Genomic DNA, 25,251 nt, shown 5'->3' on the forward strand with positions numbered 1-25,251 from the left:
ACCCGTCATGATGGACCGCTCACGCGCCGCTTCCGTCGACCCTACATCCACTCCTTCCCCTAACGAGAGCAAGACTGACGCGAAGGGCTTGCAGGAGGCACTGCACGAGCAGCTGTTCGCCCACGACGAAGCCGGCCACCAATCCGATGGGCAGACTGCGCCGGAACCAGAACGCCGCCGGCTGTATCTGCGGCGCGGGGCCAAGATTGCCGTCGGGCTCGTCATCATCGCCGTGTTCGGCTGGCTGCCGCTGCGCGCGATCTGGGAGCATTCGAGCGTCGAGGCGGTGCTGAATTCCCGCCTCGTCACCTTGCGCACGCCGATCGGCGGCCGTGTGGCGGCTGCTCAGCGCTTCAGCGACCAGGCCAAGCTCGAAGCCGGAACCGTGGTTCTGCGCGTCGTGAACTCGCGCAGCGATCGGACCCGGCTCGACGATCTCCGGCGGCAGAAAGCGCGCCTTGAAAACGAACGGCCGAGCCTTGCCGCCAAGCTTACCTCGGCGAAGGCCGCACAAAAGGATCTTGCGCGGCAGGCCACCCAATTCCGCGAGGGGCGCGTGCTCCAGCTGGAGGCGCGCATTGCGGAGATCCAGACCTCGATCGAGGCGGCGGCCGCGCGGCGGGACGAGGCTAGCGCCGCTGTCGAGCGCGCCTCCTCGCTGGCGAAATCCGGCAATGTCTCGACGGTCGAGCTGGCGCGGCTGACGCGCGAACTTTCGGTCTCGCAACAGACCGAGCTCGGCGCGCGCAAGCGGCTGGACGCCGCCAAGGTCGAGCTTGCCGCGGCACAGAACGGCTCCTTCCTCGGCGACAGCTACAACGACCGGCCAAGCTCGGTGCAGCGCGAGGAAGAGATGCGCCAGCGCGCCGGCGACCTCGAGGCCGATCTTGCACGCACCGACACTGAGATCGCCTGGCTCGCCAATGAGATCATCGTGGAAGAGGTCCGCTTCGCCGATCTGTCCGAAGCCAACATTACGACACCCGTCGCAGGACCGGTCTGGGAGATGATGACCTCGCCGGGCGAGGACGTGCAGGCCGGCCAGCCCCTGCTCAAAGTGCTCGACTGCAGCGGCGCCGTCATCACCGCCAATGTCACCGAGAACGTCTACAACCGCTTGCAGCTCGGCGATCGCGCCACCTTCGAGCCGAATGATGGCGGCGAGCCGATCTCCGGCCGCGTGGTCAATCTCACCGGCGCCGCCGGCGCGCCCGCCAATCTCGCGATCAATCCGGATGCGCTGAGCAAGGAGCCCTATCGCGTGACCGTGGCATCACGCGATGCCGCGGCCCGCGCCTGCACCGTCGGACGCACTGGCCGCGTCGTGTTCGCCCGGCACGAGACCACGCCGTGACGACGGCGCTGACGCCCGGCATGATTGCGCTCGGCGCGTTCATGGCGATCGTGCCGCTGCTCAGGCGCGACAGCACGATGGCGCGCTCGTTCCTGGCCGTCGTATCGGTGGCGTTGCTGCTGCGCTATCTTCATTGGCGTGTCACGTCGACGCTCCCGCCACCGCATCTGACTATCGACGCCGTGATCGGTTACCCTTTCATGCTGCTGGAGGCGGCCTCGCTGGTCGCGGTCGCGCTATCGCTGTTGTTCCTGAGCCGGACGCGCGACCGCACCGGCGCGGCGAGGATCGACGACCGCGCCACCGACCCGCTCGCACCATTGATCGATGTCTTCGTCTGCACCTACAACGAGGAACGATCGATCCTCGAGCGCACGATCATCGGGGCGACCGGTATGGACTACGGCAACTATCGCGTCTGGGTGCTCGACGACGGAAGACGGCCCTGGCTGCGACGCCTGTCGGGCGAGCTCGGCTGCCATTATCTGACGCGGCCGGACAACCGGCACGCCAAGGCCGGCAACATCAACCACGCACTCAAGCATGTCGGCGCGCTGCCGGAGCGGCCGGAATTCGTCGCCATTCTCGATGCGGACTTCGTGCCGCGGCCGGACTTCCTGGCGCGCACCATCTTGCTCATGGACGATGCGTCGGTCGGGGTGGTGCAGACGCCGCAACACTTCATCAACCCCGATCCGATCCAGACCAATCTTGCCGCGACTGACGTCTGGCCCGACGAGCAACGATTCTTCTTTGACATCCTCATGCCGGCAAAGGATGCGTGGAGCGTCGCGTTTTGCTGCGGCACCTCATCCCTCATTCGCTACGCCGGGCTGGTGCAGATCGGCGGATTTCCGACCGACTCGGTGACCGAAGACTACCTCGTCACCCTGCGCCTGAAGGAATGCGGCCTCAACACGATCTATCTCAACGAGCGCCTGACGATCGGGCTCGCGCCCGAAGGCCTGAAGGAATACATCACCCAGCGCGCGCGCTGGTGCCTCGGCTTGATGCAGATCGTACGCGGCCGCAGCGGACCGCTCTCGCGGAAGTCGAAGCTTGCCTTCATCGACCGGCTCTCGCTGGTCGACGCCTTCATGAGCTGGGCCGCGGTCTACACCTCGAAGGTGGCCGGCCTTGTGGTGCCCTGGCTGTTCCTGCTGTTCGGCATCAAGGCTGTCCGGGCCGACCTGACCGAGCTATTGCGCATCTTTCTGCCGTTCTATGTCTGGAACAGTCTCACCATGGCCTGGCTGTCGCATGGCCGTTCGCTCGCCATGATGACGGATGTCTCGCAGCTCATCGCGGCGCCCGCCGTGCTCAAGGCGGTTGCGACCGGCCTGTTGAAGCCGAAAGGACACAGGTTCAAGGTCACCGCGAAAGGCGGCGACCGCGACAGGCGCTTCGTCGAATGGCCGTTGCTGCGTCTCTATGGCACCGCCCTGCTCATCACGCTTGCGGCCATCGCTTACGCCTTCATCCTGCACCTGCACGGCGAGAACATCGCCTATGGCGGATTGGCGCTGGCCTGGAGCCTCTACAACGCGCTCATTCTCACCGTGGTCTGCTTCGTCTGCATCGAGCAGCCGCGCAAGCGCAAGGCGGAGCGGTTCAATCGCAATGAACCGGTCCTTTTGCGCCAGGATGGCAGGTCCCATCTCGCGCGGCTCGCCGACATCTCCATCACCGGGGCCCGCCTGATCGATCCCGATCCGCCGAGGCCCGGCAGCACGATCGAATGCCGGATCTATGGCCGCTCGATCGCGGCGATGGTAGTGCGGCGGACGACGGACGGATTCGCGGTGCGGTTCGAGGAGGGCCTGGACACGCGCGTGCACGCGATCAGGGCGTTTTATGCCGGCGAATATGTGCGCGCCTATCAGGGCGTCAAAGCGCTCCCGGTCGGCAAGGCGCTGCTGATGCGGCTGTTTGGATAGGCATGATCTTCTCGGAAAACCGCTTCGCACTTTTCCGGATCATGCTTTAGACTTCGGGCGAATCCACGCCTGCCCTCCCCGCCGGAACCCCCATGCTCCAGACCCGATTCGCGATCGCGGCCGTCGCGCTCCTCGCATGCTCCGCCACCGCCTCTGCCCAGTTCGCTCCGCCGCCCGCAAGACCCGCGGCGCCCAAGGCCAGTGCGCCGTCGCCGCGCGCGGCCTCCTGCCATAACGGCGCGAGCTTCGATCGCTTCCTCGCCGACGTGAAGCAGCAGGCCATCGCCGCCGGCGTGTCGCAGCGGACGATCGCGGACACATCGCCCTATCTCGTCTACGACCAGGGCATCGTCAACCGCGACCGCGGCCAGCGCGTGTTCGGCCAGCTCTTCACCGAATTCGCCGGCCGGATGGCCGCGCCCTATCGCATGCAGAACGGGCAGCAGCACATCAAGCAATACGCCGCGGCGTTTGCACGCGCGGAGAAGGAATATGGCGTGCCGCCCGCCGTGATCGCCGCGTTCTGGGGCCTCGAGAGCGATTTCGGCGCCAACATGGGCAACCTGCCGACGCTGAAATCGCTGGTGTCGCTGGCCTATGATTGCCGCCGCTCGGAGATGTTCGTGAACGAGACCATCGCGGCGCTGAAGATCATCGACCGCGGCGATCTGCATCCCGAGGAGATGATCGGCTCCTGGGCCGGCGAGCTCGGCCAGACTCAATTCCTGCCCGTGCACTACGTCAACTACGCCGTCGACTATGACGGCGACGGACGCCGCGACCTGTTGCGCTCGCCAGCCGACGTGATCGGCTCGACCGCGAACTACATCGCAAACGGACTGAAATGGCGGCGCGGCGAGCCGTGGCTGGAGGAGATCAAGGTGCCGCCGAACCTGCCGTGGGAGAAGACCGATCTTACCGTGCGCGAGCCGCGCTCGACATGGGCGCAACTGGGCGTCACTTATCCCGACGGCCGCCCCTTGCCGAACGACAATCTGGCAGCGTCCGTGCTGCTGCCGATGGGACGCTTCGGGCCGGCCTTCATGGCCTATCCGAATTTCGCCGCCTACACCGAGTGGAACAACTCGCTGATCTATTCGACCACCGCGGGCTATCTCGCCTCGCGCATCGCCGGAGCGGCGCCGATGCGCAAGCCGGCGGCGCCGGTCGCGCAACTGCCATTCAACGAGCTCAAGGAATTGCAGCAGCTGCTGGTGCGCGCCGGCTTCAACGTCGGCAAGGTCGACGGTGTGCTGGGACAGCAGAGCCGCGCCGCGGTGAAAGCGATGCAGGTCAAATACGGCCTGCCAGCGGATTCCTGGCCGACCGCCGAGCTGCTCGCGCGCATGCGCGGCGGCACGGTGCAGGCCCAGCCACAGGCGACGATCCGCTAAACCCTCCTCTGTCATGCCCCGGCTCGACCGGGGCATCCAGTACGCCGCAGCCTATCGATTCAATCATAATCGTCTCGGCGTACTGGATCGCCCGGTCAAGCCGGGCGATGACAGCGAGGGTGTGGCGGCGATGACACCGAAGAAGGTGATGCGGTAGAATTTTCGCACCGCACAAGCCGCTTCCACGATTGTATTATTCCATGAGGCTCCCATGTGAGTGGCTCAGGTTTCCTCCTGAGTTTTCCCTCATTGAAGAGAGCATCACATGTCCTTCTACGACGCCGTCGTTCCCGCCTATTTGCAAATGCTGAACAGCATGATCGGCCTGCTTACCAAGGCCGAGGCGCATTGCGCGGCCAGGAAGATCGAGCCGAGCGTCCTGCTCGGCTCGCGCCTCTTCCCGGACATGCTGCCGCTGTCGCGGCAGATCCAGCTGGTCAGCGACTATCCGACCAGAGGCTGCGCGCGGCTGACGCAAAGCGAGGTCCCCTCGACGCCCGACACCGAAACGAGCTTTGCGGAGTTGAAGCAGCGGCTGGCGAAGACGATCGACTACGTCAAATCCTTCAAGCCTGAGCAGTTTGAGGGCGCCGCAGCCAGGGACGTCACCTTTCCGGTCGGCCCCGGCAAGACCATCACCATGACGGGACAGCAATTCCTGACCTCGTTCTCGCTGCCGAACCTCTATTTCCACGCGGCGATAGCCCACGGCATCTTGCGTCACAACGGCGTCGAGATCGGTAAGCGCGATTTCATGGGCGCGAACTGATTTGTGAAATCGCACGGCCGCGACAGCGGAAATCCGCTGTCGCCGCCGAAATTGCACATGAATTATGCTACGCGGACGCTGCCGCGTAGCTCGCCTGCACTTTCCGTATGGCTCATCCCTTGCGCCTGATGTCGCGATGCACAAGTGTTCGAGACCTCTCACCGCCTGGAAGCATTCCCATGAGCCGTTCGACCAAATTGTTTGAGACCTACAAGCTCGGCCCGATCACGCTGGCCAACCGCCTCGTCATGGCGCCGCTGACGCGCAACCGCGCCGTACCCGGCAGCTTCGTGCCCGGTCCGCTCGCCGCCGATTATTACGCCCAGCGCGCGTCCGCGGGCCTCCTGATCACCGAGGCGAGCCAGGTCTCGCAACAAGGTCAGGGCTACCAGGACACACCCGGCATCTATAGCAAGGAGCAGGTCGCCGGCTGGCGCAAGGTCACCGACAAGGTGCATGAACGCGGCGGCAAGATCTTCATCCAGCTCTGGCATGTCGGCCGCATCTCGCATGTCGACCTGCAGGCGAATGGCGCAGCCCCGGTGGCGCCGAGCGCGATCCGCGCCAAGGGCAAGACCTTCGTCAATGGCGGCTTCGCCGACGTCTCCGAGCCGCGCGCGCTCGAGCTCTCCGAAATCCCTGCAATCATCGACGACTTCAAGCGCGCCACGAAGAATGCGCTGGAAGCCGGCTTCGACGGGGTCGAGATCCACGGCGCCAACGGCTATCTGCTCGAGCAGTTCGCCAAGGACGGCACCAACAAGCGCCTAGATGCCTATGGCGGCTCGATCGAGAACCGCGCGAAGCTGATGCTGGAGGTCTCCAAGGCGGTCGTCGCCGAGGCCGGCGCCGAGCGCACCGGCATCCGCATCTCGCCGGTGACGCCGGCCAACGACATCTCGGATTCCAACCCGCAGGCCCTGTACGATCACATCGTCGACGGCCTCAGCGCGCTGAAGCTGGTCTATCTTCATGTGGTCGAAGGCGCCACCGGTGGGCCGCGCGACGTCGCGCCGTTCAACTATGCGTCGTTGCGCAAGCGCTTCAGTGGCGCCTACGTCGCCAACAATGGCTACGATTTCGACCTCGCGACCAAGGTGCTGGCCGCCAACGCCGCCGACCTCATCGCCTTCGGCAAGCCGTTCATCTCCAACCCCGACCTCGTCGAACGCTTGAAGGCGGGCGCGGCGCTGAACGACTGGGACAAGAACACCTTCTACGGCGGCGGCGCTAAGGGGTATACGGATTACCCGACGCTGGCGGCCGAGCCGGCGGAGTAGGTCCACGCAATCACTGTCATGCCCCGCGAACGCGGGGCATAACAGTACGCCCCGGCCTCGCATGGCCGCACGGCGATGCGTATGCGCGCCAGATGCACTTTTGGACCGGTCATACCACGTCGAACTTGACGCCTTGAGCCAGCGGGAGCGTGCGGCCGTAATTGATGGTGTTGGTCGCTCGCCGCATATAGGTTTTCCACGCGTCGGATCCGGACTCGCGTCCGCCGCCGGTCTCCTTCTCGCCGCCGAAGGCGCCTCCGATCTCCGCACCGGATGGGCCGATATTGACGTTGGCAATGCCGCAATCAGAGCCACGCGCCGACAAGAATGTTTCCGCTTCGCGCAGATCATTGGTGAAGATGGACGACGACAGCCCCTGCGGAACGGCGTTGTGCAACTCGAGCACGGCGTCGAAATCGCGATATTTCATCACGTAGAGGATCGGCGCGAAGGTCTCGTGCTCAACCGGTCCGGTCTGCGCCGCGATCTCGACCAGCGCCGGGCGGACATAGTAAGCGTCGGCGGCCCCTTCGATGGCAATGCGTTCGCCACCTTGGACCTGACCTCCGGCAGCGCTCGCAGCCTCGAGCGCACGCTGCATCGCGTGATAGGCCGCGCCATCGATCAGCGGACCAACCAGGTTACCGCCTTCCAGCGGAGAGCCGACGGTGACGGACGCATAGGCCCGCTTCAGGCGCGGCACAAAGCTGTCGTAGATGCTCTCGTGGACGAACAGGCGACGCAACGTCGTGCAACGCTGTCCCGCCGTTCCCATCGCGGCAAAGGCAACGCCACGCAGCGTGAGGTCGAGGTCGGCCGTCGGCGCGACGATCGCCGCGTTGTTGCCGCCGAGCTCGAGCAACGCCCGGGCGAACCGGCTGGCGAGCCGCGGACCGACCGCGCGTCCCATTGCTGTAGACCCGGTTGCCGAGACCAGAGGCACCTTCGCATGGTCGACGAGCACCTCGCCGATCTCACGGCCGCCGAACAGCACCGCCGCGAGCCCCTGCGGCGCATCCCCGCCAGCCTCGTTGAAGCGTTTGACCGCACGCTCAAAAAGGGCGTGGGTCGCAAGCGCAGTCAGCGGTGTTTTCTCGGACGGCTTCCAGACGAGGCTGTTGCCGCACACCAGCGCCAGGGCTGCGTTCCAGGCCCACACAGCGACCGGAAAATTGAACGCAGAGATGATGCCGGTGACGCCAAGCGGATGCCAGCTTTCCATCATGCGATGCTCGCCGCGCTCGGTTGCGATCGTCAGTCCGTAGAGCTGCCGCGACAGGCCGACCGCGAAATCGCAGATGTCGATCATCTCCTGAACCTCGCCAAGGCCTTCGGAGACGATCTTGCCGACCTCGATCGACACCAGTCGGCCCAAAGCCTCCTTGCTGGTACGTAGCTCCTCGCCGAAGAGGCGCACGAGCTCCCCTCGCTTGGGTGGCGGTACCAGCCGCCAGCGAAGGTACGCCGCGTGGGCCTGATCGATCACGCCGGCAGCTTCGGCTGCGCCGATCTCCATGACGCGGCCAATGATCCCGCCCGTGATCGGCGTACGAACGACGATGGCGCCCTCCGTATAGTCGGAGCGCTTGACGCCGAGCTCGGCGAGAAGCCTGTCGACTTCGCCGGCAAGATCGGCATTGGCGGTATGCGTCTGCGGTGCTGATTTGACGGACATGGCGGTTTTCCAAATGTTGCAGTTGATCTTAATTCCCTAGCTGGCTCACGCGCCCATTCCGCAAGGCCGGAACGCAATGCGCTCCCAGGAAAGCCATGGCGGTATCCATCTCGCGCAGGACCATGCGCAGGATGGCTTCGGCGCCCGCCTCTCCCCCGGCCGCAAGACCCCACAGCGGCAAGCGGCCGAGAAGCACGGCTTCCGCGCCGAGCGCCAGATACTTCAGGACGTCGGTGCCGCGCCGAACGCCGCTGTCGGCCAGAACCGTCAGACGCCCCTTCACGGCGCCGACAATCGCCGGAATGCAGTCCGCAGGAGCCGGCAGACAGTCGAGATTGCGGCCGCCATGGACCGAAACCACGACGCCGTCGGCGCCGATCTCGACTGCCCTTTCGGCGTCCTCCACCGCAAGCACGCCCTTGATGGTGAGCTTGCCCGGCCAGATCTCGCGCAGCCAGCACATGTCATCCCAGCTCAGCCGCGGCTCGATCCGGACCGACTCGGCAATGTCAGCGCGGGTGATGGCGGTGCGGAACGCTTCCGGATAATGGCCGTAGGTCGGCATGCCCTCGCTCACCAAATAGCGCGCCAGAACCCCGAACAGCCAACTCGGATGCAGTGACACGTCGAGCATGCTGCGCAGCCGCGGTTTGAAAGGAATACCGAAACCGTTGCGTTCATTATACTCCCGCTTCGGCGAGACCGGCGTATCGACCGTGACGAGCAGGTTGTCGCAGCCGCAGGCGCTCGCCCGCTCCAGGAGGCGCGCGGTCAGGGCGCGATCGCGCCAGACATAGAGCTGGAACCAGAGCAAGGCATCCGGCGCCCCGCGCCGGATCGTCTCCACGGTTGTCACCGATTGCGTCGAGATGCAGACGGGAATGCCGACGCGCGAGGCCGCGCGGGCGAGCTTCGTCTCCCCATCATGCGAAACAAGCCCGGCGAGCGCCGTTGGCGCGACAACGAGGGGCGCGGCGAGCCTTCGGCCGAACAACACCGTGTCGAGATCGCGCCGGTCGCGCCCCGTCAGTACCGCGGGCAGCAGGGTAATGGCGTCAAGCGAGGCCCGCAGGCGCGTCAATGCCGTTTCGTCCTCCGAGCCGCGATCAATGTACTCGAACAAGCCGCGCGGGAGGAACCGTCGCGCTCGGCGGCGATAGTCGCTGGAATTGAGGAGCATCGGCATCGGCGTTCAGGCCGCGTAGCGCTTGAACTTGGACTTCGAGATCGAGGTTGCGGCAACGTGAACATGCTGAACGAGTTCGGCTTCGACACGCTCCGTGGTCCAACGCGTCGTGGGGACGGAGATGTTGACCGCGGCGATGGCCCGTCCGTGCTCGTCGATGATCGGCGCCGCAACGGAAATATCGCCCATGACGCTTTGGTTGATCTGGATCGAATAGCCGCGCTTGGCGGCGAGGTGCACCTGCTTCATGAGCTTATCCGGATCCGTAATCGTGTAAGGCGTGAGTGGCTCAAGCCGCGTACGCTTCAAGAGCTCCTGTTGCTCTGCCTCAGGAAGAGCCGCCAGGATGGCTATGCCGGAAGCCGTGAAGTACGCCGGCAGCCGGCTTCCGATCACGAAGTCGATATGGATGAGGTGCTGGCCGGGAAAGCGCGCCACGAACACGACCTCGTGGCCGTCCAGTTCATGCAGGTTACAGGTCTCGCCAAGATTGCGGCTGATCTCGAGAAGATAGGGCGAGGCCTTGTCGATGAGCTCGTTGGCCTTGAGATAGCTGTGGGAGAACTGCAGCACCTTCGACGTCAGCCCGTAGTTGCGCGTGCCCTCAACCCGCTTGAGATAGCCGAGCGATTCCAGCGTGTAGACCAGGCGCTGCGTGGCGCTGCGATCGAGATTGGCGGCCCGCGCGATATCGGCAAGTGTCATGAAGCGTCGTGGCCCGTCGAAGGCATGCAGAACCTGGAACGCCTTCTCGGTCGAGCCGACGAACAGAGACGAGCGCGGCTCGTCCGCCTTGTCAGTCGCCTTCGCCGCGGACTTTGCGCTTGTCTTGTCGCCTACCTTGGCGGCCTTTGCCTTCGCAGGCCGGCCGCCGCTCACGCGGCTGCTACGCGCCATGCTGCCATCCTCTCATGCGATGCCCTCCGAGATCGCCAGCTGCCGGCCGAGCTCGGCGCGCAAGGAGGCGATCAGCGCCGGCGCCGGCTGCACCAGCGGCGCCAGCATCCGCGGCGCCTCGACGCCGACCATGTCCATCACCGCCTTCATCGGTCCCGGATTGGTCTCGGCGAACGCCATGTTCATCAGTGGAATCAGGCGGCGATGCAGGCTCAGGGCCTCCGCCGTCTTGCCTGCGGTCGCCGTCTCGAAGATCTGACGCCAGGCGCGCGGCAACAGGCACGCGGTCACGATGATGCCGCCCCTGGCGCCCGCGGCGAGATGCAGCGGAAAGAGGCTGTCTTCGCCGCTCAGCACCGCAAAGCTCTCGTCGACGCCGGCCACGACCTGAAGGAAATGGTACATGTCGAGATTGCAGGCCTTCATGCCGATGATGTTGGGATGCCTGGAGAGCTCATGCAGGATCTTGGGCTCGATCGCGATCCGGGTGCGATAGGGAATCTCGTAGATCAGGATCGGCACCGGCGAGGCATCGGCATAGCGCAGGAAATAGTCGCGAATGCCCGCCTGAGTCGGGTTGGTATAATATGGCGTAAGAACCAGCAGGCCGTCCACGCCCTCGGCTGCGAATTCACGGCCCGCCTGCAGGGCATCGTGGAAGCCGGTGTCGAGCACGCCTGCGATGACGGGTCCCTTGCCGGCCATCGCCTTCGCCGACAGACCGGCCATCTTGATCCGCTCGGATCTAGCCAGCGCACCGTATTCGCCTGTGCCGCCGAGCGGCACCACGCCGTCGATACCCTGCTTGTTGAGCCAGGTGAACATGGAAGAGACCGCGCCGGCATCGATGGTATCGTCGGCCTTGACCGGGGTCGGAATGGCCGGGAACAGGCCGCGGAGACGATTGGCAGTGAGCATGACTTGAGAACCTCTGGTTGGACGGTGGCGCTTCTATCTCGCGGCGGCGCGCCGGCGCAGGCGTTCGGCCACGAAGATGAGAAGCCCCATGAAAACGAACAGGCAGGTCGAGACGGCGGCGATCGAGGGGGAGACCTGAAGCGTCACCTCGTCCCAGAACTGCTTGGGCAGCGTCGCATTGAGGCCGCCGGTGGCAAACAGCGCGATGGTCAGCTCGTCGAACGAGGTCGCAAACGCAAACAGAAAGGACGACATCATGCCGGCGCCCAGGATCGGGAAGGTGACGAAACGCAGCGTCGCGACCGGGCGCGCCCCGAGGCTCTGCGCAGCCTGATCCAGCCGCGTGTCATAATTGCGCAGCACGGCCATCATGGTCATGACCACGTAAGGCACGGCGACGACGGTGTGGCCGAGAATGAGGCCGACGGCGCTGCCGACGAGACCCATGCGCGCGAACACGTAGAACAGGCCGACTGCGATGATCATGCGCGGCACCACGATCGGCGACAGGATGAAGGCGAGCCACGCCGCCTTGCCGCGGATATCGCTGCGCACCAGCAGGAACGCGGCCGGCGTGCCGATCAGCATGGCGAGCAGACCGGTGCCGATGCCAACCAGCAGCGAGCGCAGCATGGCCTGGGTCCAGACCGGCGAATTCAGCACCGTCTCGTACCAATGCAGGGTAAAGCCTTGCGGCGGCCAATTCAGACCGCCGGTGCCGAATGACAGCGGGATCATCAGTATCGTCGGGGCGCTGATGATGAGCAGCATGGTCCAGACGAAAGCCTGCAAGCCCATGCCGGCCTGATCGGGATTGCGGTCGCGACGGCGTGACGGCCATAGCAGAACGATACGGTCGGAAATCGCGCCGAGCAGCGTCAGCAGCGCATCGCCTGTCCGCACGACCGGGCCCGACAGACGCGACGGCTTCGCATTGCTCGGTGCCGATGCGCCCGTCATGGTCGACAGGCCGAGCAGCCGGTCATAGGCGGCAAAGACGATGAGCACGACGACCAGCAGCAGCACCGAGATCGCACCGGCGAAGCCCCAGTTCATGGTCTGCTGGACCTGGTCGATGATGAGCTGGGTGATCATGGTCTCGCGGCGTCCGCCGAGCAGCGCCGGCACGATGAAGAAGCCGATCGCCGTGACGAACACCATGATTCCGGCAGCGGCAACGCCGGGCAACGACAGCGGAAAATAGATCTTCCAGAACGCCATGCCCGGTCGCGCTCCGAGCGTGGCGGCAGCGCGCGGCAGGGTGCGATCGATGTTCTCCATCACCGAGAGCATGGTCAGCACGGCGAGCGGCAGCAGCGCATTGACCATACCGACCAGGACGCTGCCGAAATTGTAGAGCAGGCTCGCGGGGCTCGAGATGATGCCGAGCGAGAGCAGGAGCTTGTTGATGACGCCGTTGCGGCCGAGCAGCACGATCCAGGCGAAGGCGCGAACGAGAAAGCTGGTCCAGAACGACAGCAGCACCCAGAACAGCAGCGTCGCCTTACGCTCCTTGCCGACGACCGAGATCAGATAGGCGATCGGATAGCCGGTGACGACGCAGACCAGCGTGGTCGCCAGCGATATCTTGAGCGTGATCAGGAGAACGTCGAGATAGACGGACGAAGCAAAGAGCTGGCGATATTGCGCAAGCGTGAAGCCATTGTCGCCGTAGACGCTGAGCAGCAGCAGCTGGCCGACGGGATAGACCAGAAACAGCACGAGCAGCAGCACCAGCGGCGCGCCCATTGCGGCCCGCGTCCAGGCCAGCCTCTGCGATATCGCGCGCATGCCAGCCAAGCTCAGCCCCCCTTCCCGTCATGGATGGCGACGGCATCCGCCGCATGCCATCCGAGCGACAGGCGCTGGCCGATCTCGTAAGGCGCCGCTCCGCTGCGGGTCGGATGGGCAGCAACGAGCTGGGGCAGGTCCGCGGTCTCCGGTGCGATGTAGAGCCGCGTCAGGCTGCCGCTGATCATCACGTCCGTAAGCCGGCCGGACAGCTGGCCGCCCTCGCCGACCACGAGGTTCTGCGGGCGCACCATGACCTTGACCGGCTCGCCGGCGACGAACCGGGAGCCATTGCCGACCGCGCGCGAGGCCGCAAGCTGCGCGGTGAGGACGATGTCGAGTCCCTCGCCGTCGACGCCGCGCACGGTGGCGCTGAGCAGGTTGGACTCGCCGAGGAAGTCGGCGACGAATACCGAGCGCGGCCGGAAGTAGAGATCCTGCGGCGTGCCGAGCTGCTCGATCGCGCCTGCGTTCATCAGGCAGATGCGATCCGACATGGTCATCGCCTCTTCCTGGTCGTGGGTAACATAGACGATCGTGGTGCCGAGCTCGCGATGGATGCGCTTGATCTCGAGCTGCATCTGGTCGCGCAGCTTCTTGTCGAGCGCGCCCAGCGGCTCGTCCATCAGAATGATGGCGGGGCGATAGACGATGCAGCGCGCCAGCGCGATGCGCTGCTGCTGACCGCCGGACAATTCGCGCGGATAACGCTTTGCGACGTGCGGCAGGCGCACCGTCTCCAGCGCCTCGGCGGTACGCCGGCGCGCCTCCGCATCAGAGACTTTCCGCATCTTGAGGGGAAAGGCGATGTTGTCCTCGATCGTCATGTGAGGAAACAGCGCGTAGTTCTGGAACACGACACCGATGTCGCGCGCATAAGCCGGGCTGCGCGTGACGTCGGTGTCGTCGATCAGGATCTGCCCTTCGTCGGGATGGGCGAGCCCGGCGATCAGGCTGAGCAGCGTGGTCTTGCCCGATCCCGAGGGGCCGAGCAGGGTGAGGAATTCGCCCTTTGCGACGTCGAGGCTGGTCGGCGCCAGCGCAACGAAGTCGCCATAGCGCTTGCACAGCGCGTGAATGCGCAGGCTCGACGAGACCATGGGCCGCTCCGATCCGCTGGCGCCTCCCTTGCCGATCAAGCCAGGATCCAGCTGTTGAAGCGCTCGATGACGGCGGCCTGGTTGTCGAGCCAGTATTTGGCGTTGATCTTCAGCCCGGCCTTGATGTTGTCGGGGTAGGTCGGGCAGTTCTTCGCGACTTCGGGCTTGACGTAGTTGAAGGCCTCCGGCTGCGTGAGACCGGCCGGGAAATATTCGACGAGCGCCGCCTGGCGCTTCGGATCAGAAGCGAACTTGATGAACTCGCGGCAGGCATCGGCGTTCGGCGTGCCTGATAGGATCGACCAATTGTCGCCGCCCCAGATGCCCTGATTCCAGACGATCTCGACCGGCGCGCCGGCTGCTTGGGCTGCCTGGGGACGCGACACCCAGGTCGGCAGCAGATCGATCTCGCCCGAGGTCAGCATCTGCTCGACCTGCGCGCCGCTGGTCCACCACACGGCGACCTGCGACTTGATCTTGTCGAGCGAGGCAAAGGCCTTGTCGAGATCGCAGGGGTAGACCTGCGCGGTCGGCACGCCCGCACCCATCAGCGCCTGCTCGATCGTGTCGAACGGATGCTTGCGCACGGCGCGGCGGCCCGGAAACTCCGCCACGTTCCAGAAATCAGCCCAAGACTGCGGTGCCTTGCGTCCTTTGAAGGCGTCCGTGCGGTAGGCCAGCACGGTGGTGTAGACGTTGGTGGCAACACCGTAGGGCGAAGCAAATTCGGCCGGGATCGACTTGACGACCGGCTCGGATTCGAGACCGTGCTTCTCCAGATATTGCTTGCCGCCGGTGGTCAGTATCTCGATCGCGGGCCAGGAGATCTTGGCCATGTCCCAGGTGTAGTTCTTGGTGTCGACCATGGTCTTGATCTGCGCGACCGGCTCGGCATTGGCCTGCACGCCGACGACCTCGATGCCGGTCGCTGCGGTGAACGGACGATAGAACACCGCGCCATAGGCCTTGGTGTAGATGCCGCCGTCGTCGCGCACGACGATGCGCTTGCCCGCGGCGCGGGACGGCGACCAGACGGACGGCGCGGCCAGCGCGACAGCGCCGGCTCCCGCGCCAAGCAGCAGACGACGGCGGGAAGTAATGAGCTTCGATGCGTTGGTCATGTCAGTCCCCTCTCTACGATGTTGCGGTGGTCGGCGAAATTGGGGCCACCTCAGGCGCCGATGACGGCGGCAGAACGCGGCCGGGATTGAACAGACCCGACGGGTCGAACGCCTGTTTCACCGCCCGCATAAGAGCGAGCTCGACCGGCGGCTTGTAGCGGCTCATCTCGCCGGTCAGCGTGCGCCCGACGCCGTGCTCGGCGCTGAAGGTGCCGCGCAAGGAGCTGGCGACATCGTTCATGGCGCGGCGGATCTTCTGCGCAGTCACGTCGCGGTCCGGCAGCGCGTCCCATTCGGCGAAGCTGAAGAAGGGGATGAGATGGATGTTGCCATCGCCCATGTGGCCGACGATGATGAACGGCAGGTCCGGCACGATCGCGCGCACAGCCGCCATGGCCTGGTCGATGAAGGCAGGCACGGTGGAGACCGGCACGGCGGTATCCGAGGTCAGGCCGACGCCGGCCTTCTTGTTGGCTTCCGACACGCTGTGACGCACCAGCCACATCGCCTTGCGCTGCGCCTCGCTCGACGCGACGACGCCGTCGCTGACCAGGCCCGCTTCAAGCGCCTGCTCGAGCACCGCCTGCATCGTCGCCGCGAGCGCGGCTGCATCGCCGGTGTCGGAGAGTTCAACGAGCACGTGCCAGGTGTCGATCTCTGCGACCGGGCAGCGCCGGCCCGGTACCTGCTCCAGCACGAGCTGGATCTGTTTGGCATTCATCAGCTCGAAGGCGGAGAGCCGCGAGTTGCAGGCCGCCTGGAACAGCCCGAGCACGTCGAGCGCCTGATGCGGACTGTCGACAGTGAGCCAGGCGACGGCTTCCGCCGTCGGCAGCGGATGCAGCTTCAGCACCGCACCGGTGATGATGCCGAGCGTGCCTTCCGAACCGATAAACAGATGCTTGAGGTCGTAGCCGGTGTTGTTCTTGCGCAGCGCGTAGAGGCCGTCCCAGATCGAGCCGTCCGGCAGCACGACTTCGAGCCCGAGCACATTGTCGCGCGTATTGCCATAGCGGAGCACGCCGGTGCCGCCGGCATTGGTTCCGATATTACCGCCAATCTGGCACGAGCCTTCAGCGCCGAGGCTGACCGGATAAAGCCGGCCGGCGGCAGCCGCGCTCTCCTGGATGGTCGCAAGCACGCAGCCGGCATCGACCACCATGGTATTGTTGACGGGATCGAGCGAGCGGATCCGGCGCATGCGCGTCAGGGCAACGATCACAGGCGGCTTGCCCTGCCCCGACGGCGTCGCGCCGCCGCACAGGCTGGTGTTGCCGCCCTGCGGCAGCACCGGCGTGCCATGGGCGACACAGAGACGGACGATCGCCGCGACCTGCTCCGTCGTCGAGGGCAGGACCGCACAGAGCGCGGGCGCGTGAAACCGGCCGCGCCAATCTTCGGTCAGACCCGCGAGATCCTCCTCGCGCGTCAGCACGGCCGTGTCGCCCAGCAACTGCCTGAACGCCTCGATCAATGCCATCCACCCGCCTCCGGAACGGGCCAATGCTGGCCCAAACGGCTTTCGCGAGTAATCGATATACGATTACTTCAATCGCATTATGCTGATCATGAATTCGATGTGATGGGGAGTCAAGCGGAGGCGCGGTCGACTACGCCGTCTCCCCGCGTCGTCCTGGCGAAAGCCAGGACCCATTTCCCCGGTGGGCGTTGTCTGGGCGCGACGAGGCCAGCATTGTTCGCCACAACAAAGTTCGGTGGTTATGGGTCGTGGCCTTCGCCAGGACCACACCGTGGTTGTGGTGGGCGCCCTCCTCAACAGACGCGTCGTTGGGAACTGCGCTTGCAGTGACGGGTGTGGAAGCAACACACCACCAAAACAAAAAGGCCGGGATTGCTCCCGGCCTTTCGTGGTTATGAGACGTCGCTTACTGCAGCGATGCGCGCTTGGGCGGAGTGGCGGGCCACGACTTGATCAGGGTGTCGTAGTCCACCGTCTCGCCCTTCGGCTTCTCGTTGGCGAGCTTGCGCTGCGGCGCGATGGTGCCGTCCTTCTGGGCCTTGGCGAACCAGAATTCGGCCGACTCCTTCTTGTGCAGCTTCGGACCGCAGGCGCCCTGCACGCCGGACTTCTCCAAGCGCTCCAACACGGAGTCCTGGGCCGCCGCGAGAGCATCCATCGCCTGCTGCGGCGTCTTCGCACCGGACGACGCATCGCCGATGTTCTGCCACCACAGCTGCGCGAGCTTCGGATAGTCGGGCACGTTGTTGCCGGTCGGGGTCCACTGCACGCGCGCGGGCGAGCGGTAGAACTCGATCAGGCCGCCGAGCTTCGGCGCACGCTCGGTGAACGACTTGTCCCAGATGTCGGATTCACGGATGAAGGTGAGACCGACATGGCTCTTCTTCAAGCTCACCGACTTGGAGACGATGAACTGGAGATAGAGCCAGGCTGCCTTGCGGCGATCCGGCGGGGTCGACTTCAGCAGCGTGGCGGAGCCGGCGTCCTGGTAGCCGAGCTTCATGCCTTCCTTCCAATAGGAGCCGTGCGGCGACGGAGCCATACGCCATTTCGGCGTACCGTCCGCATTCACCACCGGCAGACCCGGCTTCACCATATCGGCGGTGAAGGCGGTGTACCAGAACATCTGCTGGGCGATGTTACCCTGCGACGGCACGGGGCCCGACTCGGAGAAGGTCATGCCCTGCGCCTGCGGCGGCGCATACTTCTTCATCCAGTCGAGATACTTCGTGATCGAGTAGACTGCGGCCGGACCATTGGTGTCGCCGCCACGCTCCACCGAAGAGCCGACCGGGCGGCAGCCCTCCATGCGGATGCCCCATTCGTCGACCGGCAGACCGTTCGGAATGCCCTTGTCACCGTTGCCGGCCATCGACAGCCAGGCGTCGGTGAAGCGCCATCCGAGCGATGGGTCCTTCTTGCCATAGTCCATATGGCCGTAGACCTTGACGCCGTTGATCTCCTTGATGTCGTTGGTGAAGAACTCGGCGATGTCCTCATAGGCCGACCAGTTCACGGGCACGCCGAGCTCGTAGCCATACTTGGCCTTGAACTTGGCCTTGTAGTCGGCATTGGTGAACCAGTCGTAGCGGAACCAGTAGAGGTTCGCGAACTGCTGGTCGGGCAGCTGGTAGAGCTTGCCGTCCGGCCCGGTGCCGAACGACTTGCCGATGAAGTCGTTGACGTCGAGCATGGGGTTGGTGACGTCCTTGCCCTCGCCGGTCATGTAGTCCGACAGCGCAATGGTCTGGCCGTAGCGGAAATGCGTGCCGATCAGGTCGGAGTCGTTGATCCAGCCGTCATAGACGTTCTTGCCCGACTGCATCTGGGTCTGCAGCTTCTCGACGACGTCACCTTCCTGGATGAGATCGTGCTTGAGCTTGATGCCGGTGAGCTCGGAGAATGCCTTGGCGAGCGTCTGCGCCTCGTATTCATGAGTCGTAATCGTCTCGGAGACGACGTTGATCTCCATGCCCTTGAAGGGCTCGGCGGCCTTGGCAAACCACTCCAGCTCCTTCTTCTGGTCTTCCTTCGACAGCGTCGAAGGCGTGAATTCCGCGATCCACTTCTGGATCACGGCGTCGTCGGCGGCGCGAACCGGCGCCGAGACGGCGAACGACACTGCGATGATCGCAGCGGCGCTGGACATGGTCAAAAAGCTATTCTTGGTCAATGGACCTTTCCTTCTCCTAAACTGTCGCATGTTTTCCTCCGTTGCAGCGACAAACTTTTATACAGGCCCGGGTTGGTCCCGGATCTGGCCGTCCCTTCGCAAGCTTCAGACCGTGCGGAAAATGAGCGCGGCCGTGACCAGCGAAATTCCTGATGCGAGCCACAGGCTCGAGATCTCAAACCCCTCCTCGCCGACCGGCAGCGTGGCGATCGCGTCGGTGCCGACGAGGCCGATCCACGCGAGGTGGATGACGGCGGCCGCGATCAGCGAGATGAACAGGCGGTCGCCGCGCGTGGTCGGGATGCGCAGCACGCCGACACGCTCGGCCTCGGGATAGACCGCGGCGAGCCAGGTCATCACCGCCAGCGTGCACGCGAGCGCGGCAAAGAAGATCGCGGTCGGCAGCGTCCAGGCCATCCATGCGATGGATTCCATTGATGCCTCCTACACGCGGCCGAGCGCGAAACCGCGCGCGATGTAGTTGCGGACGAACCAGATCACCAGCGCGCCCGGAATGATGGTGAGCACGCCGGCGGCGGCGAGCAGGCCCCAGTCCATGCCGGCGGCCGAGACCGTGCGCGTCATGATCGCGGCAATGGGCTTTGCGTGCACCGAGGTCAGCGTGCGCGCCAGCAGCAGCTCGACCCAGGAGAACATGAAGCAGAAGAAGGCGGCGACGCCGATGCCGCTCGCAATCAGCGGCACCAGGATCTTGATGAAGAAGCGCGGGAAGGAATAGCCGTCGAGGAAGGCGGTCTCGTCGATCTCGCGCGGCACGCCGGAGACGAAGCCTTCGAGGATCCACACCGCCAGCGGAACGTTGAAGATGCAGTGCGCGAGCGCGACCGCCCAGGGGGTGTCGAACAGCCCGATCGCCGAATAGAGATTGAAGAACGGCAGCGCATAGACCGCGGCCGGCGCCATGCGGTTCGACAGCAGCCAGAAGAACAGGTGCTTGTCGCCGAGGAAGCGGTAGCGCGAGAAGGCGTAAGCCGCCGGCAGCGCCACGGCGATCGAGATGACGGTGTTGAGGACGACGTATTCGAGCGAATTGATGTAGCCCGAATACCAGCTCTCGTCGGTGAAGATGCGCTTGTAATGCTGCAGCGTCGGGGTGTGCGGCCACAGCGTCATCGTCGAGACGATCTCGCTGTTGGTCTTGAAGCTCATGTTGACGAGCCAGTAGATCGGCAGCAGCAGGAAGACCAGGAACAGCCCCATGATGAGGCGGCGGCCGGGGATCGAATGCATCAGGCCACTCCTTCCCTAGGCTTGAGTGCGGGCACGGGCTTGAGCGCGGCCGAGGGCTTGGGCTCCAGCGCCGGCTCGCTTTCCGCCTGGACTTTGCGTTCGACACCGGCGTTGGTCATGACGGTGTAGAAGATCCAGCAGACGATCAGGATGATGAGGTTGTAGACCAGTGACAGCGCGGCGGCCTTGCCGAGATCGAACTGGCCGAGCGCGATCTTGACCAGCTCGATCGACACGAAGGTGGTGGAATTGCCGGGCCCGCCGCCGGTGACGACGAACGGCTCGGTGTAGATCATGAAGCTGTCCATGAAGCGCAGCAGCACCGCGATCAACAGCACGCGGTTCATCTTCGGCAGCTGGATCGCCTTGAACACGGCCCAGCGCGAGGCGCCGTCGATCTGCGCGGCCTGGTAATAGGCTTCGGGGATCGACTTCAGGCCGGCGTAGCAGAGCAGCGCGACCAGGCTGGTCCAGTGCCAGACGTCCATCACGATGACGGTGACCCAGGCATCGACGTCGTTGGAGACGTAATTGTAGTCGAAGCCCATGGCGTTGAGAACGTAGCCGAGCAGGCCGATGTCGGGACGCCCGAAGATCTGCCAGATCGTGCCGACCACGTTCCAGGGGATCAGCAGCGGCAGCGCGAGGATGACGAGGCAGGCCGCGACGGTCCAGCCCTCGCGCGGCATCGACAACGCAACGACGATGCCGAGCGGCACCTCGATGGCGAGGATGACGAGCGAGAAGAACAGGTTGCGGCCGAGCGAGGCGAGGAAGCGGCCGCCGAGATCGGTGGAGGGATCGAGCAGCTCCTTGAACCAGCCGACGCCGTTCCAGAAGAACTGGTTGTTGCCGAAGGTGTCCTGCATCGAATAGTTCACCACCGTCATCAGCGGCAGCACCGCCGAGAAGGCGACGACCAGGAACACCGGCAGCACCAGGAACCAGGCTTTTTGGTTGACGGTCTTGTCCATCAGGCGGCTCCCTCCACCAGAAGGCTGTCGGCATAGACGTGGACGTGCGACGGATCGAATCTCAGCCCGGCGGTGCCGTCCGCGCTGGTGAAGCTGCTGGGGGCACGCGCCGCGAGCTTGGCGTCGCCGACGCGCACGCGCGCGAAGCGGATGCGGCCGAGATCGTCGATGCGCTCGATCCTGGCGGTGAGCAGGCCGGGCGCGGGCGCGACCACCTCGACGAATTCGGGACGGACGCCGATCTCGATCTTCGCCCCCGCGGGCAGGTTGTCGTAGCTGCGGTTCAGCGCGATGACGTGACCGCCAATGCGCGCCTCGCGCCCCCTCACCTCCGCCGGCAGGATGTTCATGCCGGGCGAGCCGATGAAATAGCCGACGAAGGTGTGCGCCGGCTTGTCGAACAGCTCGGCCGGCGTGCCGCTCTGCACCACGCGCCCGTCATGCATCACGACCACGGTGTCGGCGAAGGTCAGCGCCTCGGTCTGGTCGTGGGTGACGTAGATCATCGTGAGGTCGAGTTCGCGATGCAGCGCCTTCAGCTTGGAGCGGAGCTGCCATTTCAGCTCGGGATCGATCACCGTCAGCGGTTCGTCGAACAGCACGGCGGCAACATCGTTGCGCACGAGACCGCGGCCGAGCGAAATCTTCTGCTTGGCGTCGGCGGTCAGGCGCGTGGCCTTGCGGTTCAAATAGGGCTCGAGATCGAGCAGGCGACCGATCTCGGCGACGCGCCTGTCGATGTCGGCCTTCGGCACGCCGCGGTTCTTCAGCGGGAACGCCAGGTTCTGCCCCACCGTCATGGTGTCGTAGATCACCGGAAACTGGAACACCTGCGCGATGTTGCGCTTCTGAGTTGACAGCGGTGTGATGTCCTTGCCGTCGAACAGGATTTTGCCCCGCGACGGCGTGATGATGCCGGAGATGACGTTGAGCAGCGTGGTCTTGCCGCAGCCGCTTGGGCCGAGCAGCGCATAGGCGCCGCCCTGCCGCCAGGTCATGGTCACGGGCTTGAGCGCAAAGCTCTCCTGCGGCGCACCGTTGCCGCCGTAGGAATGGGCGAGATCGACGAGGTCAATGCGGGCCATGTCGCATCTCCCTCTTACAAGCCCGGCGCGGCGACCAGCCGGTCCGCCGCGTCAAATACGAAAACATCATTGGGATCGAGCACGGCGTCGAGCATCTGGCCGGGCTCGAACTCGTGCACGCCGTGCAGCACCGCCACCCAGTTCGATCCGTCGCGGGTCAGATGCACGAAACTCTCCGAACCGGTGATCTCGGTCACCGTGACAGTGGCGTGAAAGGCGTGACGGTCAGCCTCGCCATTGGCAAGCCCGAGCTGATGGGCACGAAAGCCGACGCGATAGAAGCCGTCGGGAAGGCCCGCATAAAGTCCGGACGCGGGTGCAGCGCTGCCGCCGGCATATTGAACCATGCCATCCCCTTTCTCGAGGCCCACCAGGTTGAGCGGCGGATCCGAGAAGACCTGGGCGACACGCAGGGTCCGCGGGCGGCGATAGACCTTCGACGTCTCGCCCATCTGCAGCGCCTGGCCCTCCCACATGCACACCGTGTTGCCGCCGAGCAGCAGCGCCTCGGTCGGCTCGGTCGTGGCATAGACGAAGATCGCGCCCGAGGCCTCGAAGATGCGCGGCAGCTCGGCGCGCAGCTCCTCGCGCAGCTTGTAGTCGAGATTGGCAAGCGGCTCGTCGAGCAGCACGAGATCGGCGCCCTTGACCAGCGCGCGCGCGATCGCGGTGCGCTGCTGCTGACCGCCGGAGAGCTGGAGCGGCGTGCGCTTCAAGAACGGCTCGAGCCGCAGCAGCTTTGCCGCCTCCGCCACGCGCGCCTCGATTTCGTCGCGCGGCTTGCCCTGCACGCGCAGGGGCGAGGCGATGTTCTCGTAGACCGTCAGCGAGGGGTAGTTGATGAACTGCTGATAGACCATGGCGACCGAGCGCTGGCGCACATCGGCGCCGGTGACGTCCTTTCCGTTGACGAACACCTTGCCCGTGGTCGGCTTGTCGAGGCCGGCGAGCAACCGCATGATCGAGGTCTTGCCCGACAGCGTCGGCCCGAGCAGCACGTTGAGCGTGCCGCTCTCGAGCGTCAGCGAGACGTCGCGAATGTGCGGCACGCCCTCGACGGTCCGGGTCACGTGATCGAGTGTCACGGTCATGAGCGTCCTCCCGCTTCCAGCAGGGGACTTTGCGCCACCGCGTGGCTCCTGATCCAGTCGTCGAGGGCCGCGATCTCGTCGGCAGATAGTCGCAGGCCGAGCTTGGAACGGCGCCAGACCACGTCCTCGGCGGTGACGGCCCATTCATTGGCCATGAGATAGCGGACCTCGCGCTCGGTCAGCGTGGCGCCAAAGGCCTGGCCGAGATCCGCTGCCGATTTCGCATCGCCGAGCAGCTTGATGGCGCGGGTGCCATAGGCGCGCGCCAGGCGCCGCGCATGCGCATGGCTGAGGAAAGGATAGCCGCTCTGCAGCTCGGCGATCAGGCCGTCGATGTCGGATACATTCATGTCGCCGCCCGGCAGCGGCCATTTGCCGGTCCAGCCCTCGCGCGCCTTCGCGCTGCGCAGATAGGGCGCAAGGCGCTCTAGCGCCTCCTCGGCGAGCCTGCGATAGGTCGTGATCTTGCCGCCATAGATCGACAGCAGCGGCACGCCGCCGGGCGTGTCGAGCTCGAACACGTAGTCGCGCGTGGCGGCCTTGGCCTCGCTGGCGCCGTCGTCATAGAGCGGGCGCACGCCGGAATAGGTCCAGACCACGTCGGCGGGCGCGACCGGCTTGGCCAGATATTCGCTCGCCGCCTTGCAGAGATATTCGATCTCCTCAGTCGTCGCCTTCACCTTGGCGGGATCGCCGTCATAGTCGCGGTCGGTGGTGCCGATCAACGTGAAGTCGTCCTGGTACGGGATCACGAAGATGATGCGGCCGTCGGCGTTCTGGAACATGTAGGCGCGGTCGTGGTCGTAGAGCTTCTTCACGACGATGTGCGAGCCCTGCACCAGGCGCACCTTGGCCTTCGCATTCACGCCGGCGCCGCGGCCGAGCACGTCCTCGACCCAGGGGCCGCCGGCATTGATCAGCGCCTTGGCCCGGATCTGCGAGCGCGCGCCAGTCAGCGTGTCGACCATGCTGACGGTCCAGAGGCCGTCCGACTGGCGAATCTCGGTGGCGCGGGTGCGGGTGCGGATCTCGGCCCCCTTGTCGGCGGCATCGCGCGCATTGAGCACGACGAGGCGGGCGTCGTCGACGAAGCAGTCCGAATATTCGAAGGCGCGGCTGTAGCGATTCGGGATCAGTGGCTTACCGACCTCATCGCGCTTGAGATCGACCGAGCGCGTCGCCGGCAGCAGGTGACGGCCGCCGATGTGATCATAGAGAAAGAGGCCAAGGCGCAGCAGCCAGGCCGGGCGCAGGCCGGCGTGATGCGGCAAAACGAAACGCAGGGGTCGGATGATGTGGGGCGCGATGCCCCAGAGGATCTCGCGCTCGATCAGCGCCTCGCGGACCAGCCGGAACTCGTAATATTCGAGATAGCGCAGGCCACCGTGCACGAGCTTGGTCGACCAGGACGATGTCCCGCTCGCCAGATCGTTCATTTCGCACAGGAAAACCGTGTTACCGCGGCCCACCGCGTCGCGCGCGATGCCGCAGCCGTTAACACCGCCTCCAATGATGGCGAGATCGAAAATACGCTCCAACAGACGCATCCCCCGGCGACCGCCCGTTCGTCGAGCGGCTACTTTCGCTTTTGATTAGATCACACCGGAAAACGAAAGCAAGATGAAAGAGAGGCGAAAGGAAGCGAAAGCGGAACTTTTTGGTGGGCAATGAGGCAGCGAAATCGGCAGGTGGACGGACAGATTTTGGGGCAAGTAGCTCGACCGAACGGCATCCAGGCACGGGCCAGTGGGCCGGCACGTCTTTGCACTTGTATG

20 protein-coding genes are annotated in these 25,251 nt (G+C 65.0%); 5 read left to right on the forward strand and 15 right to left on the reverse strand.

Annotated elements, in window-relative coordinates:
* The first annotated feature begins 7 nt into the window (after positions 1-7).
* The 5 genes from DCG74_RS34605 to DCG74_RS34625 all read left to right on the forward strand — a co-directional run bounded on the left by DCG74_RS34605 (position 8) and on the right by DCG74_RS34625 (position 6,734).
* Positions 8-1,354 carry an HlyD family secretion protein gene (locus tag DCG74_RS34605; RefSeq protein WP_172785880.1) on the forward strand — a complete coding sequence of 449 codons (1,347 nt, stop codon included), beginning with the start codon at positions 8-10 and terminating at the stop codon, positions 1,352-1,354.
* Complete coding sequence (locus DCG74_RS34610; RefSeq protein ID WP_172785879.1) at positions 1,351-3,291, forward strand: glycosyltransferase; 1,941 nt, start codon at positions 1,351-1,353, stop codon at positions 3,289-3,291. Before DCG74_RS34605 ends, DCG74_RS34610 begins: the two co-directional genes overlap by 4 nt.
* Positions 3,292-3,383: 92 nt before the next feature.
* Entirely contained in the window at positions 3,384-4,685 is a 1,302-nt protein-coding gene (locus DCG74_RS34615; RefSeq protein ID WP_172785878.1) for a lytic murein transglycosylase, read from the forward strand.
* A 265-nt stretch (positions 4,686-4,950) separates the two neighbouring features.
* Positions 4,951-5,454: a DUF1993 family protein gene (locus DCG74_RS34620; RefSeq protein ID WP_172785877.1), complete on the forward strand. Its 504-nt coding sequence runs from the start codon at positions 4,951-4,953 to the stop codon at positions 5,452-5,454.
* Positions 5,455-5,633: 179 nt separating this feature from the next.
* Positions 5,634-6,734, forward strand: coding sequence for an alkene reductase (locus DCG74_RS34625; RefSeq protein ID WP_172785876.1), 1,101 nt, complete (start codon positions 5,634-5,636; stop codon positions 6,732-6,734).
* A 109-nt stretch (positions 6,735-6,843) separates the two neighbouring features.
* On the opposite strand, the gene DCG74_RS34630 is transcribed toward DCG74_RS34625, so the two are convergent.
* The 15 genes from DCG74_RS34630 to glpD all read right to left on the reverse strand — a co-directional run bounded on the left by DCG74_RS34630 (position 6,844) and on the right by glpD (position 25,023).
* On the reverse strand, positions 6,844-8,409 hold the full coding sequence (locus DCG74_RS34630) for an aldehyde dehydrogenase family protein (RefSeq protein WP_172785875.1): 1,566 nt from the start codon (positions 8,407-8,409) through the stop codon (positions 6,844-6,846).
* Positions 8,410-8,437: 28 nt separating this feature from the next.
* On the reverse strand, positions 8,438-9,595 hold the full coding sequence (locus tag DCG74_RS34635) for an alpha-hydroxy acid oxidase (protein WP_172785874.1): 1,158 nt from the start codon (positions 9,593-9,595) through the stop codon (positions 8,438-8,440).
* Positions 9,596-9,601: 6 nt separating this feature from the next.
* Entirely contained in the window at positions 9,602-10,492 is an 891-nt protein-coding gene (locus DCG74_RS34640) for an IclR family transcriptional regulator (protein ID WP_172785873.1), read from the reverse strand.
* Positions 10,493-10,504: 12 nt separating this feature from the next.
* Entirely contained in the window at positions 10,505-11,410 is a 906-nt protein-coding gene (dapA, locus tag DCG74_RS34645) for a 4-hydroxy-tetrahydrodipicolinate synthase (RefSeq protein ID WP_172785872.1), read from the reverse strand.
* Between the two features lie 33 nt (positions 11,411-11,443).
* Complete coding sequence (locus tag DCG74_RS34650) at positions 11,444-13,201, reverse strand: ABC transporter permease subunit (protein WP_172785871.1); 1,758 nt, start codon at positions 13,199-13,201, stop codon at positions 11,444-11,446.
* Between the two features lie 11 nt (positions 13,202-13,212).
* A complete protein-coding gene (locus tag DCG74_RS34655) occupies positions 13,213-14,301 on the reverse strand; it encodes an ABC transporter ATP-binding protein (protein ID WP_172785870.1) in 1,089 nt (362 codons plus the stop codon).
* 35 nt (positions 14,302-14,336) lie between these two features.
* Entirely contained in the window at positions 14,337-15,422 is a 1,086-nt protein-coding gene (locus tag DCG74_RS34660) for an ABC transporter substrate-binding protein (RefSeq protein WP_172785869.1), read from the reverse strand.
* A 13-nt stretch (positions 15,423-15,435) separates the two neighbouring features.
* Positions 15,436-16,902 (reverse strand): FAD-binding oxidoreductase, encoded by a 1,467-nt coding sequence (locus DCG74_RS34665; protein WP_172785868.1) that lies wholly within the window; start codon positions 16,900-16,902, stop codon positions 15,436-15,438.
* 406 nt (positions 16,903-17,308) lie between these two features.
* On the reverse strand, positions 17,309-19,051 hold the full coding sequence (locus tag DCG74_RS34670) for an ABC transporter substrate-binding protein (protein WP_172785961.1): 1,743 nt from the start codon (positions 19,049-19,051) through the stop codon (positions 17,309-17,311).
* Positions 19,052-19,180: 129 nt separating this feature from the next.
* A complete protein-coding gene (locus DCG74_RS34675; protein ID WP_172785867.1) occupies positions 19,181-19,510 on the reverse strand; it encodes a DUF2160 domain-containing protein in 330 nt (109 codons plus the stop codon).
* A 9-nt stretch (positions 19,511-19,519) separates the two neighbouring features.
* On the reverse strand, positions 19,520-20,326 hold the full coding sequence (locus DCG74_RS34680) for a carbohydrate ABC transporter permease (RefSeq protein WP_172785866.1): 807 nt from the start codon (positions 20,324-20,326) through the stop codon (positions 19,520-19,522).
* Positions 20,326-21,300, reverse strand: a complete 975-nt coding sequence (locus DCG74_RS34685; protein WP_172785865.1) for a carbohydrate ABC transporter permease — start codon at positions 21,298-21,300, stop codon at positions 20,326-20,328. Before DCG74_RS34685 ends, DCG74_RS34680 begins: the two co-directional genes overlap by 1 nt.
* A complete protein-coding gene (locus tag DCG74_RS34690) occupies positions 21,300-22,385 on the reverse strand; it encodes an ABC transporter ATP-binding protein (RefSeq protein WP_172785864.1) in 1,086 nt (361 codons plus the stop codon). The genes DCG74_RS34685 and DCG74_RS34690 overlap by 1 nt, the downstream gene beginning before the upstream one ends.
* 14 nt (positions 22,386-22,399) lie before the next feature.
* Positions 22,400-23,476, reverse strand: coding sequence for an ABC transporter ATP-binding protein (locus DCG74_RS34695; protein ID WP_172785863.1), 1,077 nt, complete (start codon positions 23,474-23,476; stop codon positions 22,400-22,402).
* A complete protein-coding gene (glpD, locus tag DCG74_RS34700) occupies positions 23,473-25,023 on the reverse strand; it encodes a glycerol-3-phosphate dehydrogenase (RefSeq protein ID WP_172785862.1) in 1,551 nt (516 codons plus the stop codon). Before glpD ends, DCG74_RS34695 begins: the two co-directional genes overlap by 4 nt.
* Positions 25,024-25,251: the final 228 nt, after the last annotated feature.

It is taken from the genome of Bradyrhizobium sp. WBAH42 (assembly GCF_024585265.1).
Lineage (GTDB): Bacteria > Pseudomonadota > Alphaproteobacteria > Rhizobiales > Xanthobacteraceae > Bradyrhizobium.

Coding starts and splice junctions, on each gene's coding strand:
- DCG74_RS34690 (WP_172785864.1), bottom strand. CDS start 22,385: ATGGCCCGCATTGACCTCGTCGATCTCGCCCATTCCTACGGCGGCAAC.
- glpD (WP_172785862.1), bottom strand. CDS start 25,023: ATGCGTCTGTTGGAGCGTATTTTCGATCTCGCCATCATTGGAGGCGGT.
- DCG74_RS34605 (WP_172785880.1), top strand. CDS start 8: ATGATGGACCGCTCACGCGCCGCTTCCGTCGACCCTACATCCACTCCT.
- DCG74_RS34640 (WP_172785873.1), bottom strand. CDS start 10,492: ATGGCGCGTAGCAGCCGCGTGAGCGGCGGCCGGCCTGCGAAGGCAAAG.
- DCG74_RS34695 (WP_172785863.1), bottom strand. CDS start 23,476: ATGACCGTGACACTCGATCACGTGACCCGGACCGTCGAGGGCGTGCCG.
- dapA (WP_172785872.1), bottom strand. CDS start 11,410: ATGCTCACTGCCAATCGTCTCCGCGGCCTGTTCCCGGCCATTCCGACC.
- DCG74_RS34630 (WP_172785875.1), bottom strand. CDS start 8,409: ATGTCCGTCAAATCAGCACCGCAGACGCATACCGCCAATGCCGATCTT.
- DCG74_RS34650 (WP_172785871.1), bottom strand. CDS start 13,201: ATGCGCGCGATATCGCAGAGGCTGGCCTGGACGCGGGCCGCAATGGGC.
- DCG74_RS34685 (WP_172785865.1), bottom strand. CDS start 21,300: ATGGACAAGACCGTCAACCAAAAAGCCTGGTTCCTGGTGCTGCCGGTG.
- DCG74_RS34670 (WP_172785961.1), bottom strand. CDS start 19,051: ATGTCCAGCGCCGCTGCGATCATCGCAGTGTCGTTCGCCGTCTCGGCG.
- DCG74_RS34675 (WP_172785867.1), bottom strand. CDS start 19,510: ATGGAATCCATCGCATGGATGGCCTGGACGCTGCCGACCGCGATCTTC.
- DCG74_RS34635 (WP_172785874.1), bottom strand. CDS start 9,595: ATGCCGATGCTCCTCAATTCCAGCGACTATCGCCGCCGAGCGCGACGG.
- DCG74_RS34660 (WP_172785869.1), bottom strand. CDS start 15,422: ATGACCAACGCATCGAAGCTCATTACTTCCCGCCGTCGTCTGCTGCTT.
- DCG74_RS34680 (WP_172785866.1), bottom strand. CDS start 20,326: ATGCATTCGATCCCCGGCCGCCGCCTCATCATGGGGCTGTTCCTGGTC.
- DCG74_RS34625 (WP_172785876.1), top strand. CDS start 5,634: ATGAGCCGTTCGACCAAATTGTTTGAGACCTACAAGCTCGGCCCGATC.
- DCG74_RS34665 (WP_172785868.1), bottom strand. CDS start 16,902: ATGGCATTGATCGAGGCGTTCAGGCAGTTGCTGGGCGACACGGCCGTG.
- DCG74_RS34655 (WP_172785870.1), bottom strand. CDS start 14,301: ATGGTCTCGTCGAGCCTGCGCATTCACGCGCTGTGCAAGCGCTATGGC.
- DCG74_RS34620 (WP_172785877.1), top strand. CDS start 4,951: ATGTCCTTCTACGACGCCGTCGTTCCCGCCTATTTGCAAATGCTGAAC.
- DCG74_RS34615 (WP_172785878.1), top strand. CDS start 3,384: ATGCTCCAGACCCGATTCGCGATCGCGGCCGTCGCGCTCCTCGCATGC.